Origin of the sequence: Arthrobacter sp. HMSC08H08, assembly GCF_001807575.1 — a bacterium.
Lineage (GTDB): Bacteria > Actinomycetota > Actinomycetes > Actinomycetales > Micrococcaceae > Pseudoglutamicibacter > Pseudoglutamicibacter albus.
Genome location: NZ_KV789409.1, coordinates 166,651 through 181,546 on the forward strand (window position 1 = coordinate 166,651; position 14,896 = coordinate 181,546).

Genomic DNA, 14,896 nt, shown 5'->3' on the forward strand with positions numbered 1-14,896 from the left:
CAGTGCCTCAATTGTCTGTCAATGATTTTAGCTGAATTGGCGGCAAAATCCATCACAGCCGCGAGCTACTTCTGGCCGAGTGTGCCGCGAATCACTTTGTGCTGCGCGGCCTGCGCTACAGGCCGGATAACAACCTCGTCGATATTCACGTGATGCGGAGCGTTGACCGCGAAGGAAACAACCGAAGCCACATCCTCCGCGGTAAGTGGATTCTCGACACCCTCATATACGGCGTCTGCCCGCTGTTGGTCGCCGCCGAAACGCCGCAGTGAAAACTCCTCGGTCGCAACCATCCCAGGCAGAACCTCGATGACACGGACGTTATTCTCTGCCTCCTCAAGCCGCAGAACCTGGGTCAACGCGCGCTCTGCCGACTTCGCCGCGTTATAGCCAGCCCCGCCTTCATACGAGACGATGCCAGCGGTCGAGGTGAGGTTCAGAACCGTACCGCCACCATCAACCGCCCGCAGATGCCCAAGCAAAGCCTTCGTGAGCTTGAGCGTACCGATCACGTTGTTGTTATACATCCACTGCCAGTGCTCAAGGTCAGCTTCAGCTACCGGTTCCTGGCCGCGTGCGCCACCGGCGATGTTGATGAGGGTGTCCGCTCCCGCATCGACCGCTGCGGCCACAATACGGTCAACTTCAACATCCGAGGTGATGTCAGCAGCTACCACACGGCATCCGGTCTCTGCCGCCAGGGCCTCCAGCTTCTCAGCCCGACGGGCAACTGCAATCACTTCCCAGCCAGCCTGACGCAAAGCAACCACCGTCGCGCGACCAATACCGGCGGAAGCACCCGTGACGACAGCACAATGGGAACCAGCCGAGGCAAGCGGCGAGGATGAAGAACTGCTCGGTGCGGGAATACTCGATGCGGGAATATCAGAAGCCATGGCATCAACTGTACGTCGTGACGCAAACCCCACTACACCCTTGCCGTAATCCCCCTACATACATGGGAGAATGGCCGCATGTCTGAGAATCCTCAGGGCACAGACACGCCCACTGAAATCAATGTTCCCGACCGTCCAGGCCTTGAAGGCCTCGAAGAGAAACTCAATCAGCGTTGGGCCGAAGAAGGCACCTACAGCTTCAACGAGGACACCACCCGCGCTGATGTCTACTCGATCGACACGCCACCGCCTACGGCCTCTGGTTCCCTCCACGTAGGACACGTGTTCTCCTACACGCAGACCGACGTACTGGCCCGCTACCAGCGCATGAACGGCAAGAACGTCTTCTATCCCATGGGCTGGGACGATAACGGCCTGCCAACAGAGCGCCGCGTACAGAACTATTACGGTGTGCGTTGCGATCCGGCAGTCCCCTACGACCCTGACTATCAGCCGCCAGCTCAGCCTGCGAAGAACCAGCGTGACTGGGACGCGATCTCGCGTCACAACTTCATCGACCTGTGCCTGAAGCTGTCCGAAGAAGACGAGAAAGTCTTTGAGGACCTCTTCACCCGGCTCGGCCTCTCGGTCGACTGGAACATCACCTACCGCACGATCGATGAGCACTCCCGCGCCACCAGCCAGCGTGCCTTCCTGCGTGATCTTGCCGCAGGCAACGCCTACATGGCCGAGGCCCCAACGATGTGGGACGTGACCTTCCGCACCGCTGTAGCCCAGGCGGAGCTTGAGGACCGCGAGGTGGACGGCGCACAGCACCGCTTCAACTTCACTGCGGCAGATGGCCGCGGCATCGAAATCATGACGACGCGCCCTGAGCTTTTGCCTGCGTGCGTCGCATTGGTGGCTCACCCGGATGATGAACGCTATCAAGACCTATTCGGTTCCACCGTTACTTCGCCGCTATTCGGTGTTGAGGTTGAGGTGCATCCGCATCCGCTTGCCAAGCCTGATAAGGGTACTGGTATCGCGATGATCTGTACGTTCGGTGACGCTACCGACGTGACCTGGTGGCGTGAGCTCAACCTTCCGACCCGCTCTATTGTGGGCCGTGATGGCCGCCTCATGCGCGAAACCCCAGAGTGGATCACTACCGATGCCGGGCGTGCAGCCTACGAGCAGATGGCTGGGAAGACGATCTTCTCCGCTAAAGAGTCCGTGGTGAACCAGTTGCGCGAGGCTGAGCTGTTGCTCGCGGAGCCGACCAAGATCAAGCATGCCGTGAACTTCTTTGAGAAGGGCGAACGCCCGCTCGAGATCGTGACCTCCCGCCAGTGGTACATCCGCAACGGTGGCCGCGATGCCGAGCGCCGTGACGAACTCATTGAGCGCGGGCGTGAACTCGAATGGCACCCCGGCCATATGCGTTCCCGGTACGAGAACTGGGTTGAGGGCCTCAACGGTGACTGGCTTGTTTCTCGCCAGCGTTTCTTCGGCGTGCCGTTCCCCATCTGGTACCCGATCACCCAGGACGGCGAGCCGGACTACGAGAACCCGATCATCCCGGATGAGCAGCAGCTTCCTGTTGATCCTCTCGAAGACGTCCCTGCTGGATACACGGCTGAGCAGCGCGATCAGCCGGGTGGGTTCATGGGGGATCCTGACGTGCTCGACACGTGGGCTACCTCGTCCTTGACCCCGCAGATCGTTGGGAACTGGGGTGTCGACGAGAAGCGTTTCCGTAATGTCTTCCCGTTCGATCTGCGCCCGCAGGGCCACGACATCATCCGTACCTGGCTGTTCTCCACGGTGGTCCGCTCCAACTCGCTCGAAGGTGTTGCGCCGTGGAAGAACGCGGCACTGTCGGGTTGGATCCTGGACCCGGACCGCAAGAAGATGTCCAAGTCCAAGGGCAATGTGGTTGTTCCAACCGAGATCCTGGACCAGTTCGGCTCCGATGCAGTTCGCTACTGGGCCGCCTCGGCCCGCTTGGGTGCGGACACCGCGTATGAGGTCGGTCAGATGAAGATCGGCCGTCGCCTTGCGATCAAGCTGCTCAACGCATCGAAGTTCGCTTTGAACTTGGGCGCTGACGAATCGCAGATCCTGCACGGCTCCGCTGATGTTGTCACGAACCCGTTGGACCGCTCGCTCTTGGTCCGCCTCGCTGAGGTGATTGAGAAAGCCACCGCGGCGTTTGAGGCTTATGAGTATGCGCGCGCGCTCGATCTCACGGAGTCCTTCTTCTGGGACTTCACCGACGACTATGTTGAGCTCATCAAGGACCGCGCATACGGCGGCCGTTCGGAGGCTGAGACCGCGTCCGTCCGCGCTACTCTCGCCACAACCCTCGATGCGTTGCTTCGCCTGCTGGCACCGTTCCAGCCGTTCGCTACTGAGGAAGTGTGGTCCTGGTGGCGTGCTGGTTCTGTGCACCGTGCGGCCTGGCCGAAGGCTGAGGAGATCCGCGCTGGCCTTGCAGATGCCGACGCCGAGATTCTGCCGAGCGTTGGTCAAGCCCTCATCGGTTTGCGTAAGGCTAAGTCCGATGCGAAGGTCAAGCAGCGCACGCGTGTTCTTTCCGGAACGATCACGGGTCCGGATGCCATAATCGAACGGGTGCGTGCAGCGCTCGAAGATCTCTCGGCTGCTACAGCAGCGGATTCGCTCGAGCTTGTTGTTGGCGGCACCGAACTGGTTGTCTCCGACGTCGAGCTAGAACAGGCCGAGGAAGCATAACCTAACGGATAGCGAACATGAAGGTCCCTGTCACGCGACTATGCGCGTGACAGGGACCTTCATGTTTGGAAGACTCGCGTTACTCAGCAGTCCTCTCCTGAGAGGGCAATACTGCGTCTATGCAGACTTGCGTTCTTCGATGCCCGGATGCAGAACCAACTGAGGTTCTTTACCGTCAGTGATGACGTCTTCAGTCACGATGACTTCGGCGACATCGCTACGGCCCGGAACATCGAACATGATCGAGCCAAGCGATTCTTCGAGGATCGAACGCAGGCCACGGGCACCCGTTCCGCGTTCCAAAGCCATATCGGCGATCGCACCGAGCGCACCCTCCTCGAAGGTCAGGCGCACGCCGTCGAACATGAACATCTTCTGGTACTGCTTGATCAAAGCGTTCTTAGGTTCGGTGAGGATCGAGATCAACGCATCACGGTCAAGGTTCTCTACCGCGGTGATCACGGGGAGGCGACCAATGAACTCTGGAATCAAACCGAACTTGAGGAGGTCTTCTGGCTGAACGTCGGCATAGGAAACCTCGTCAGCCTTCAGCGTAGTCAGCGGAGCGCCAAAGCCGATCCCCTTGCGGCCAGCTCGGGCGGCGATGATGTCGTCGAGACCCGCGAACGCGCCAGCCACGATGAACAGAACGTTGGTCGTATCGATCTGCAAGAAGTCCTGGTGCGGATGTTTCCGTCCACCCTGGGGCGGGACGGAAGCGACCGTGCCTTCCAGGATCTTCAGCAGAGCCTGCTGAACGCCCTCACCCGATACGTCGCGGGTGATCGATGGGTTCTCAGACTTACGTGAGATCTTGTCGATCTCGTCAATGTAGATGATGCCGTGCTGGGCACGTTCAACATCGAAGTCAGCTGCTTGGAGAAGCTTCAGGAGGATGTTCTCAACGTCTTCACCAACATAGCCGGCTTCGGTCAGGCTCGTGGCATCAGCAACAGCGAAAGGAACGTTGAGGCGACGCGCTAAGGTCTGGGCGAGATAGGTTTTACCTGAACCGGTTGGCCCAACGAGCATGATGTTGGACTTCGCTACCTCAACCTCGTCAAAGTCCTTGAGCGATTCGCTACCTGCCGAACCGTTGCCGTTAATGCGCTTGTAGTGGTTATAGACCGCAACAGACAAGGCACGCTTGGCGGCTTCCTGCCCTACAACGAACTTCTCGAGGTGCTCGTAAATCTCTTGCGGGCGAGGCAACTCCATCTCTTGGGTTTCCTCAACCTCTACGCTTTCCTCTTCAATGATCTCGTTGCATACCTCGATGCAGTCATTGCAGATGTAAACCCCTGGGCCCGCGATGAGACGGCGAACCTGCTTCTGGCTCTTCCCACAGAAAGAGCATTTCAACAGATCCGTAGCTTCGCTCACGAGAACTCCTTAGAACTTTTCTGCGCAGGCAACTCGCCTGCGCTCTGACTAGCTTCCACTCTAGGCCAGGGGTCTGACACTTATGCATAGATAAGGCGCGTGTTCACCCTTCGACTCCCCTATTCTATGAGGAAGCTGAGGCAAACACGCGCCTTATCTGTGCGCGCGCCTTCTTCGATTGAGTCACACTCATTAACTGTGTGCGCTGAGGTGCGTCACGCGAAGCGTTGCGCTTATGAGCGGGTCATCTTACGCGAGGTGACAACCTCATCGATCAGGCCATACTCCTTCGCGCCTGCCGCGGTCATGAACAGGTCACGTTCGATGTCTTTGTCGACCTGTTCGGAGGTCTGATTCGACAGTTCCGCGAGCGTGTCTGCAAGCCACTGACGCATACGCAGGACCTCATCGGCCTGGATCTGCAGGTCGGTCGCCGTGCCGCGCTCTCCCCCGCCCATCGCAGGCTGGTGGATCAGTACGCGAGCGTTCGGCAATGCCAGGCGCTTGCCCGGGGTACCTGCAGCGAGAAGTACTGCGGCAGCTGATGCGGCCTGGCCGAGGCATACCGTCTGAATTTCGGGACGGATGAACTGCATCGTGTCATAAATCGCAGTCATCGCGGTGAATGAGCCACCCGGCGAGTTGATGTACATCGTGATGTCGCGTTCCGGGTCCATCGATTCAAGGACCAACAGCTGCGCCATCACATCGTCAGCGGATGCGTCATCGACCTGTGCGCCGAGGAACACGATGCGATCTTCGAACAGTTTGGCGTAAGGGTCTTGACGCTTGAAGCCGTACGGGGTGCGTTCCTCGAACTGTGGGAGGATGTAGCGGTTTTCAGGAAGGTTGCCCGCCGCCGCAGAGAAGTTCTGTGGATCAGAGTTCATGAGTTCTCCTTAGAAGACGTTGGGCTTAGTTCTGGACGCCGCCGGTGCCAGTCACGGAGGATGCGTTCACGGCGATGTGGTCGAAGAAGCCGTATTCCTTGCCTTCTTCTGCTGTGAACCAGGAGTCGCGCTCGTTATCTTTGAGGATCCTCTCAAGTGGCTGGCCGGTCTGTTCCGCGGTCAGTTCGCTCATGACTTTCTTCATGTGCAGGATCAGCTGAGCCTGAATACGAATGTCAGATGCGGTGCCTCCGATGCCGCCGGATGGCTGGTGCATCAGGATGCGGGCATTCGGGGTCGCATAGCGCTTGCCCTTGGTTCCGGAGGACAGCAGGAACTGGCCCATCGATGCTGCGAGGCCGGTAGCGACGGTCACGACGTCGTTCGGGATGAACTTCATCGTGTCGTAGATGGCCATGCCCGCGGTGATCGAGCCACCTGGTGAGTTGATGTAGAGGTAGATGTCCGCTTCCGGGTCTTCCGCGGAGAGTAGTAGCAACTGGGAGCAGATCGTGTTGGCGATCTTGTCTTCTACCTGACTGCCCAACCAGATGATGCGTTCCTTCAGCAGGCGCTTGTAAATGTAGTCTTCCTGCATTGCCGGGTCTACGGAGGACATGCTCGGTGTCTCTTCAGAGCTCGTCATACTTCTCCCTCTCTGTGAGGTCCTCAGAGGTAAACCCATAGCGGGTCTACATGAATTGCTTGCTAACGACATTACCTAGGGGGCCGTTGCTTATCAGGGGGAAAACAGGGTGTTTCGCTTACGGCGTGAGCTCACTCGCTAGGAGCGGACAACCCAGGCACCGGGTCCACGACTCAGCGATCGCGCGGATCGCTGACGACAACGCGGATGCCTCACAGACAACTCCGTGCCTTTAACGTGGATGTGGCCCCGCTAGATGATCTAGCGGGGCCACACGGGGTTCTGCACGAGGATTTAGTTCTCCTCGGTTGCTTCCTCAGTCTCCTGTTCACCTTCTGGGGTGACGAACGGGGTCAGGTCGACGTCCTTGCCGTCGGTGTCCGTGACCTTCGCTGACTCGAGGACCTTAGCGAGGGCCTTACGGCGGCGAACCTCGCCTACAACTGCCTCGATCTGGCCGCCCTGGCCGAGCATCTGCATGAACTGCTGTGGGTCCATGCCGTACTGCTGGGAGGTCTGGAAGATGTATTCGAGCAATTCGTTCTGCTCGACGCCGATCTCTTCTTCCTCAGCGATCTTGTCGAGGACTACCTCGGCGCGGAAAGCCTTCTCGGTGTTCTGGCGAACTTCCTTACGGTGCTCTTCGGTGTCGTGGTCATCATCTTGGTTAGCCGAGTTGAAGTGCGCTTCAACCTGCTCTTCGATGACGCTCTCTGGTAGCGCGACCTCGACCTTCTCAAGGAGCGCATCAAGTGCCTTGTCGCGAGCCTCGACGCCCTGCTGCATGACTGCGTCTTTCTCCGCACCTTCGCGCAGGGAGTCGCGGAGCTCTTCGATCGTGTCGAATTCGGAGGCCAGCTGAGCGAACTCATCATCAGCTTCCGGTAGCTCGCGCTCCTTGACAGCGGTCAGGGTGACCTTCACGGTAGCGTCCTTACCGGAGTGCTCACCGCCCGCCAGTTTGGTTTCGAATGCGGCGTCCTCGTCAGCGGACAAGCCAATCAACGCCTCGTCGATGCCTTCGAGCATGGTACCCGAGCCGATCTCGTACGAGAGGCCGGTTGCCTCATCAACGGTCTCACCGTCGATGGAGGCTGCGATATCGATCGTGGTGAAGTCGCCATCCTGAGCAGGGCGGTCCACGGTCTTGAGTGTGCCGAAGCGGCCGCGCAACTCATCGAGGGCTTTCTGCACGTCCTCGTCTTTAGCTTCGCGTGGCTCAACGGTGAGCTCGATGCCCTCGTAGTTTGGCACCTCGATTTCAGGGCGAGCATCGACGGTGATGGTGAGCGAAACGTCGGCTTCGTTATCAGCTTCGTTGAGCGAAGGAGCCTGCTCGACCTCAACCTCCGGGCGAGCCAGTGGGACAACGCCGGTTTCAGCCAGCGCCTGCTGGTAGTAGGAGTCCAGCTGGCTGTTCAGTGCGTTCTCGACGACGTATTCGCGGCCTACGCGCTGATCGATCATCACTGCAGGAACCTTGCCGCGGCGGAAGCCAGGGACCTGGATCTGCTGGGCTACTTCCTTATACGAGGCATCCAGAGCCGGCTTGAAGTCGGCAAACGGGACCTCGATGTTCAGCTTGACCCGGGTGGGCGTCACACGCTCGAGCGAGGTTTTCACTGTGCTGATGCTCCTGACGTCTAGTCAATTATGAAAGTGATTCAAGTAAGGCCCGCCGTCCGAAGATTCGGCTGGCGGGCCTCGCAAGATATTGAAAGAGTCGGGATGACAGGATTTGAACCTGCGACTTCACGCTCCCAAAGCGCGCGCTCTACCAAGCTGAGCTACATCCCGGGATAGGCACCGATCCATCTAAGCACATCTGTGCGCCAAACTGAAATCGTACCCTATTTCCGAAAGTTCCTGAAACTATTGGCTCTAGGCTATAAAGCCTAGACTTCAATGTCGTGACGCATTCACATGGCTAGTAGATTCAGCAATGCGCTACTGACCGTGGCCGGTTCAGGACCAGTGATCACTGTATACGAGGTTTTTATTTTTACGAAATCCACTGTTTGCCTCGCGAGGCGAAATTTTGGTGAACTCGTTCGCACTGTTAGAGTGGTTCCGGTCGCTCCAGTGAGCGTGCCATGCGGGTGTAGCTTAATGGTAAAGCCCTTGCCTTCCAAGCAAGTTACGCGAGTTCGATTCTCGTCACCCGCTCTGGAATGGACATCTAAGGTTCCCGGCACAGGTAAGGTTCCTAGGGCAAAAAGGTTCTCCCGAAACACGTGGAAGTGTTTCGGGAGAACCTTTTTCAGTACAGAACCGTTTTCAGTACAGAACTAACTTCGCTACCGGTCTAGTCCCGCATCATGCTCCGCTACATCTGGATGTCGCCGGTGGTCTCGTAAACCCCGATCTTCCCGATGCGACGTAGGTGACGTTCGTCTCCTGGGAACGGCTCGGCAATGAATGTGCGGATGAGTTCGGTTGCTTCATCTATCGTGTGCTGGCGGCCGCCTATGGCTACGACGTTGGCGTTGTTGTGTTCGCGGGCGAGCTTTGCGGTCTCTTCGTTCCAGACGAGTGCTGCGCGGATTCCTTTGACCTTGTTCGCGGCGATCTGTTCACCGTTACCTGAGCCACCCAAAACGATTCCGAGTGCTTCGACACCGTTATCCCAGTCTTGAGCGACGGCTACCGCGGCATTGATGCAGAACCCTGGGTAGTCATCGAGTGGATCGTATTCTTGCGGGCCGTGGTCAATAACTTCGTGACCGTCCTCCCCCAGGACTTTGATCAGATGGTGGCTCAGTTCGAGACCCGCGTGATCTGTAGCGATGTGGATACGCACATTCCCTCCAAGGCGACGTAATCGAAACTCTCAAAGAGTATTCTAGGCAAGAAGCAAGCGCGCACGTCTGGTTAGATTGCATCCCAAGTGGGAAACTATTCAAGAAAGCCTTGACATCACTCACCTGCGCCCCTGAGAGCACCAAAATTAGAGGAGACTACCTGTGCCTGGACTTAACCTGACCCGCGACGAAGCGATGCAACGCTCCCGTCAGTTAGTGGCTCAGTCCTCCCACATCCACCTGGATCTCACCACAGGTAGCGAAACGTTCCGGACTAAAGCAACCATCGCGTTTCGTTCCGTTCCAGGCGCGTCCTCGTTCATCGACGCAATCACAGCGCGCATCCATTCGATTACCCTCAACGGCAAAGACCTCGATCCCGCGACCCACGCGGATGAATACCGGATCCAGCTGCCGGATCTGAAATCGGAGAACCTCTTGGAGATCGACGCGGATTTCCACTACTCCTCCACCGGTGAAGGTCTGCACCGCTTTGTAGACCCAGTCGATAACGAGGTCTACCTATACACCCAGTTCGAGGTTCCGGATGCACGCCGTGTTTTCCCTACTTTTGAACAGCCGGACCTCAAGCAGGCCTTCAGCTTCACGGTCGATGCCCCGGCTCACTGGACAGTGATCTCCAATCAGCCGACCCCACAGCCGCAACCTCTACCTGCTGAGGCGACCCCAACGGAACAGGGCACGCAACCCCAAACCGACATCGCGCGTTGGGTCTTCCCAGCCACGCCACGCATTTCCTCCTACATCACAGCGCTCGTGGCAGGCCCGTACAAGGGAACCACGGACGTCTACAAGGCAGAAGATGGCCGTAGCGTGCCGCTCGGCGTCTATTCTCGCGCTTCACTTGCACAATACGTAGACGCCCAGAACCTGTTCGAAACCACTAAGGCCGGGTTCAGGTTCTTTGAAGAGCAGTTCGGGACCCCGTACCCGTTCACTAAATACGACCAGATCTTTGTTCCAGACTTCAACGCCGGCGCGATGGAGAACGCCGGTTGTGTGACGATCCTGGAAGACTACGTGTTCCGTTCCAAGGTTTCCGGCGCGTTACGTGAACGCCGCGACATCACCGTTTTGCACGAGCTCGCTCACATGTGGTTTGGCGACCTCGTCACGATGCGTTGGTGGGATGACTTGTGGCTTAACGAGTCCTTCGCCGAGTTCATGTCTCACCTCTGCGCGGTTGAATCTGGCGTGTCCCCTCACGCATGGACGACGTTCGCGGCTTCCGAGAAGACCTGGGCCTACGCTCAGGATCAGTTGCCGACCACACACCCGATTACTGCCGACATGGTGGATCTCGACGCGGTCAACGCGAACTTCGATGGCATCACCTACGCTAAGGGCGCCGCTGTGCTGCGTCAGCTGGTTGCTTGGGTTGGCCAGGAAGCGTTCATGGAGGGCGTCCGGGCGTATCTCGCGGAGAACGCGTGGGGCAACGCCGAGCTTAAAGATCTGCTGCGCCACCTTGAAAAGGCTTCCGGGCGAGACTTGAGCGAGTGGTCTCAGCAGTGGCTGGAAACCTGCGGTGTCAACACTCTTAAGATCGACTATGACATCGACGAAGACGGATACCTTGCCGATCTCACCGTGACCCAGAGTGCGCCCGAGGCGCACCCGCATCTGCGTAAACAGCACATCAAGCTCGCTTTCTACACGCTTGATGCTGCACATAACCTCACACGTGATGTGAGCCTTGATGTGGATATCGAGGGTGAGAAGACCGTCATAGAGCAGGCTGGGCGGGTACCTACCCCTGACCTTGTTCTGCCTAATCACGCTGATCTGGGATTCGCGAAAATCCGCTTGGATTCAGCCTCTCTAGATACCGCTATCCGGCACGTGTCCGGGCTGCAGGAACCGCTGGATCGAGCGGTTGTGTGGTCCTCGCTGTGGGACGCTACCCGTGATGGGGAGCTCGCGGCAACAACCTTCGTCGATACCGTCCTGACCCACCTTCCTGCCGAGACTGACGCGACCCTTGCCAACCTTCTGGTGCGTCAGCTTGAGTACGCACTCAAGCACTATGTGCGCCCTTCTAAGGCCGAGACGCTGCGGCAGCGGGCCGGCAATGTTTTGTGGGGTGCAGCTCAAGAGGCTGCCCGTGGTAGCGACATGCAGTTCCAGCTCGTCAACGCTTTCGCTCGCCTCGCCAATAGCGATGTTCAGTTGGGCATTATTGAAGATCTCCGTAGCGGGGAGACTTCGCTGTCCGGTCTTGAGATCGATCAGGACCTCTCCTGGACCCTCCTGATTTCCCTCGCGACCGGTGGCCGCATCGGCGAAGCCGAGATCGATGCTGAGTACGCGAAGGATTCCTCGGCAACAGGCGCGACGAGCGCGCAAACCGCTAAAGCTGCACTGCCAAATCCTGAGGCTAAGCAGAAGGCGTGGGAAGCGATGGTCAAGGAGCAAAACCTGACGAACACTATGCAGCGAGCCACGCTCTTGGGCTTCAACCGTTGCCACGACGATCACCTCTTGGCGCCATACGCTGAGCTCTACTTCGAGAACCTCGCCGCGATGTGGGATGACGCAAGCTATGAGATGTCACAACGACTAGTGACGGGGCTCTACCCGTACTTCGCGGCCACACCGGCCACATTGCAGGCGACAACTCAGGCAATCGAGACCCTCGCCGCTGACAAGCCAGGGCTCAAGCGTCCCCTGCTTGAGGCCCGCGACGGGCTTGAACGCATCATCGCCGCCCGCAAGGCAGACGAAGCCGCACACCGGACTAAGGCCACGCACTGAAACCCCACCGATTTCAGGTGAGTGTGGCTTGGCGGGCCGGTGACGGCCCGCCAACGAGCTCGCTACGTGCGTTCTCACGTGAATCCGTAGCAACCACACCGGGGCTCGGGCGTCCGCCGGTTTCGGATTCGTCCTCGCATACAACAGGGCTTGCGCTCTCGGCAGCAAAAGCGTTCTTCGGTGACCCCGCTCAGTGGAATCCGGAAACGCTCATGCTGGCGGCTTTGGGGCAATGCCATGTGCTTTCGTTTCTGCGCGCAGCCGGAATGCGAGGGTTCGATGTTGCCCGGACGAGCGTGGACGTCAGCGGGGAGCTAACCCTCTCCCCTGATGGTTCAGGCCGATTCACACTCATAGAGATTCAGCCTGCTACCCTCATTCCAAGGCTCGATGCACGGGCCCACGCGGAAGAATACAGGCAACTACACAGCCAGGCTCACAAATGGTGTTTTATCGCTAACAGCACCGCATGCAAGATCCTCGTCCACCCGGACAGCGGCGCAGACAACATCGGCGCAGCAGTCAGTAGCGAATAGTTGAGCGGTGGCGTTACGTGAGCGGCGGACGCTAGGGCTTGAGACAATGCTGGTATGGAGATGAACGAGAAACCCACCCCAGGTGTTGAAAAGCGTGAGTTCAAGGGCGCAATCCCTCTAGGCAATGTGCGTCCAGCTGGTCTCAACAGCACCGAGGCGATGGTGGGTAGCGTGTATCACCAGCTAGGTGAAAAGAAGTTCGTGGATCTGGTTGCCGCGTTCTATCGCGGCGTTGCAAAAGATGAGATCTTGCGGGCCGAATATCCCGAAGAAGACCTAGGCCCGGCAGAAATTCGCTTGCGCCTGTTCCTCATCCAGTACTTCGGCGGTCCCAGCACCTATTCCGAACACCGTGGTCATCCACGCTTGCGGGCCCGCCACTTCGCTTTCACCGTCAACCGAGACACTCGCGAACGCTGGCTCAAACACATGCGCGCTGCGATGGACGAAGTCTCATTGCCCCCAGCAATCGACGCGTTGATGTGGGATTACTTTGAGCGTGCCGCGACCGCGATGTTGAACACAGCCGACTAGCTCAACCCCGCCCGGTATAACAAGGTTCCGCCATGGCAGGATAGCCGCCGCCACATGCCTGCCGTGAAAAGGCGGGAACGCCCACCTTTGAGCACAAATCCGAGGGCGTAGGCCGTGAACGCGGCCCCCGCCAGCATGGGTGCCAAACGATCGCTCAGCTCAACCACGCCCAATTCGCTTAGAGATTTCCCCCACACCGCATTGCGTGCCTGCACGAGCACCGGTTGCCCCGGCTGATCCGGCAAGGACTCGCTGACGATTCGCGCGACTTCAGCACCCGCATCGTGCACTGCATCATCAACCACCGTCCCCGCTTGCTCCCATTGCGATTGCAGCGGCACCAGCGACGTCCATGGTGCGTTCACACGCTGCGGCGGGATGCGTAACTGCCCGTGGCCCGCGCTCGTTGCCCGCGGCAGACGATCACGCAGTTCAGCCATCGGGACCACAACGTCCACGAGTTCTGTTTGCTGAGTGAGACGCACCCCGCGCTGAGCGATAATCACGGGCGCGGGGTCCGTCAACATCATCGGGAAAGAAAACGCGGTGTGTAATGCCGCGACCCGGCCGCGCGCAACAATCCGACACACTCCATCACGAATACTGGCAGACCTCTGTAGGAAAGTCCCCACATCCTCGAGGTCTGTCGCTTCAGACAAGATCAAACTAGTGGCCACCCTCTTAGTGTGCCAGGCACCTCCACCGTTGAGGTTGCGGCTATGATCTGAACAACATCTTTCATCAAGACCACGCAAGCGGAGGGTCATTTTTCATGGCATCGCCAACCGATGTTCTCAAGAACCTACTGGACCTCACAGAACCAGGCGCTCAAACCCACGAAATCATCTCGGTTGGGCACACCCCTAAAATCGGGCCGCCACGTATCTACGGGGGTCAGGTGTTGGGGCAGTCGGTTGTTGCGGCGCAACGCACGGTCGGTGATGACCGTCCGATCCACTCCCTCCACGGCTACTTCCTACGCCCCGGCGATCCTGAGAAGCCCATTACGTACGGTGTCGCGAAGCTACGCGACGGCCGCTCCTTTAGTGCGCGCCGCGTCAACGCTTACCAAGATGGGACACCGATCCTCTCAATGTCCGCATCCTTCCAGGTACCAGGTGCCGGCCCGATCTTCCAGGATGCGATGCCTGAAGGCGTCCCGGCCCCTGAGGATGTGCCGACCCTGGATGAAGAGCTAGCGGATATCGATCACCCGTTGAAGGACATGGTCACCAAGTATCGTCCTTTCGACCTGCGTTATCCGGAAGGTTCCCTCTATGCCCACCCAGCAGGCACCCCGCAACGTCATCTCGTGTGGATGAAGACGCGTGCTCAGCTTCCTGATGATCCGCTTCTGCACCGTGCCGCGTTAGCTTTCGGCTCTGACTTCACCCAGGTGGAGACTGCGTTGCGCCGTATGGGTACATCCTGGATTGGGATACAACAGCTGGAGGCCTCTTATGCGAGCTTGGATCATTCGATGTGGTGGCACCGCGAAGCTCGCGTGGATGAGTGGCTACTGTTCGACCACCACGCCAGCACGGCTCAGGATGGCCGCAGCTTGATCCGCTCCTCAGTGTTCACCCGAGAGGGCGAGCTGGTCGCTTCGGTCGTTCAGGAAGCGATGATCCGCCTGTCTGAAGACCACGAGTATCCGCTCTCCTAGCTTCCCCTGGACCGCTTGCATGTTCACTGCTGGGCGGCACTTAAATGCTGGTGGCTCCCGCGTTATATAACG

The 14,896-nt window shown here is 58.6% G+C and carries 12 protein-coding genes and 2 tRNA genes; 6 read left to right on the top strand and 8 right to left on the bottom strand.

Translation table 11 applies throughout. The features are described 5' to 3' along the window. Window positions 1-65 precede the first annotated feature (65 nt). Entirely contained in the window at window positions 66-896 is an 831-nt protein-coding gene (locus HMPREF3175_RS09540) for an SDR family oxidoreductase (RefSeq protein WP_070492291.1), read from the bottom strand. A gap of 78 nt (window positions 897-974) precedes the next feature. Here HMPREF3175_RS09540 and valS point away from each other — a divergent pair, with 78 nt between their 5' ends. Continuing rightward, window positions 975-3,593 carry a valine--tRNA ligase gene (valS, locus tag HMPREF3175_RS09545; RefSeq protein WP_070492293.1) on the top strand — a complete coding sequence of 873 codons (2,619 nt, stop codon included), beginning with the start codon at window positions 975-977 and terminating at the stop codon, window positions 3,591-3,593. A 117-nt stretch (window positions 3,594-3,710) separates the two neighbouring features. Here valS and clpX read toward each other — a convergent pair whose 3' ends face one another. From clpX to HMPREF3175_RS09570, 5 genes are all read right to left on the bottom strand, one after another. After that, window positions 3,711-4,976: an ATP-dependent Clp protease ATP-binding subunit ClpX gene (clpX, locus tag HMPREF3175_RS09550; RefSeq protein WP_035755080.1), complete on the bottom strand. Its 1,266-nt coding sequence runs from the start codon at window positions 4,974-4,976 to the stop codon at window positions 3,711-3,713. Between the two features lie 233 nt (window positions 4,977-5,209). After that, window positions 5,210-5,866 carry an ATP-dependent Clp protease proteolytic subunit gene (locus tag HMPREF3175_RS09555; protein WP_070492295.1) on the bottom strand — a complete coding sequence of 219 codons (657 nt, stop codon included), beginning with the start codon at window positions 5,864-5,866 and terminating at the stop codon, window positions 5,210-5,212. A 25-nt stretch (window positions 5,867-5,891) separates the two neighbouring features. Further along, window positions 5,892-6,485: an ATP-dependent Clp protease proteolytic subunit gene (locus HMPREF3175_RS09560; protein ID WP_035755075.1), complete on the bottom strand. Its 594-nt coding sequence runs from the start codon at window positions 6,483-6,485 to the stop codon at window positions 5,892-5,894. Window positions 6,486-6,806: 321 nt separating this feature from the next. Next, a complete protein-coding gene (gene tig / locus HMPREF3175_RS09565) occupies window positions 6,807-8,135 on the bottom strand; it encodes a trigger factor (protein ID WP_035755073.1) in 1,329 nt (442 codons plus the stop codon). 100 nt (window positions 8,136-8,235) lie between these two features. Continuing rightward, window positions 8,236-8,309, bottom strand: a tRNA-Pro gene (locus HMPREF3175_RS09570). 298 nt (window positions 8,310-8,607) lie between these two features. Between HMPREF3175_RS09570 and HMPREF3175_RS09575 the strand changes: the two genes are divergently transcribed. Next, a tRNA-Gly gene (locus HMPREF3175_RS09575) sits at window positions 8,608-8,678 on the top strand. Window positions 8,679-8,838: 160 nt separating this feature from the next. On the opposite strand, the gene HMPREF3175_RS09580 is transcribed toward HMPREF3175_RS09575, so the two are convergent. Next, on the bottom strand, window positions 8,839-9,312 hold the full coding sequence (locus HMPREF3175_RS09580) for a ribose-5-phosphate isomerase (RefSeq protein ID WP_035755071.1): 474 nt from the start codon (window positions 9,310-9,312) through the stop codon (window positions 8,839-8,841). Between the two features lie 163 nt (window positions 9,313-9,475). On the opposite strand from HMPREF3175_RS09580, the gene pepN reads away from it, so the two are divergent. The 3 genes from pepN to HMPREF3175_RS09595 all read left to right on the top strand — a co-directional run bounded on the left by pepN (window position 9,476) and on the right by HMPREF3175_RS09595 (window position 13,158). Continuing rightward, entirely contained in the window at window positions 9,476-12,088 is a 2,613-nt protein-coding gene (pepN, locus tag HMPREF3175_RS09585; RefSeq protein WP_083285567.1) for an aminopeptidase N, read from the top strand. A 23-nt stretch (window positions 12,089-12,111) separates the two neighbouring features. Then, window positions 12,112-12,624 (top strand): OsmC family protein, encoded by a 513-nt coding sequence (locus tag HMPREF3175_RS10220; RefSeq protein WP_141742526.1) that lies wholly within the window; start codon window positions 12,112-12,114, stop codon window positions 12,622-12,624. Window positions 12,625-12,783: 159 nt separating this feature from the next. Next, on the top strand, window positions 12,784-13,158 hold the full coding sequence (locus HMPREF3175_RS09595; protein ID WP_070492329.1) for a globin: 375 nt from the start codon (window positions 12,784-12,786) through the stop codon (window positions 13,156-13,158). On the opposite strand, the gene HMPREF3175_RS09600 is transcribed toward HMPREF3175_RS09595, so the two are convergent. Beyond that, window positions 13,155-13,835, bottom strand: a complete 681-nt coding sequence (locus tag HMPREF3175_RS09600; protein WP_141739883.1) for a DUF8185 domain-containing protein — start codon at window positions 13,833-13,835, stop codon at window positions 13,155-13,157. The two genes, HMPREF3175_RS09595 and HMPREF3175_RS09600, sit on opposite strands and share 4 nt — an antisense overlap. A 95-nt stretch (window positions 13,836-13,930) precedes the next feature. On the opposite strand from HMPREF3175_RS09600, the gene HMPREF3175_RS09605 reads away from it, so the two are divergent. Further along, window positions 13,931-14,824, top strand: coding sequence for an acyl-CoA thioesterase (locus tag HMPREF3175_RS09605; protein ID WP_070492299.1), 894 nt, complete (start codon window positions 13,931-13,933; stop codon window positions 14,822-14,824). Window positions 14,825-14,896: the final 72 nt, after the last annotated feature.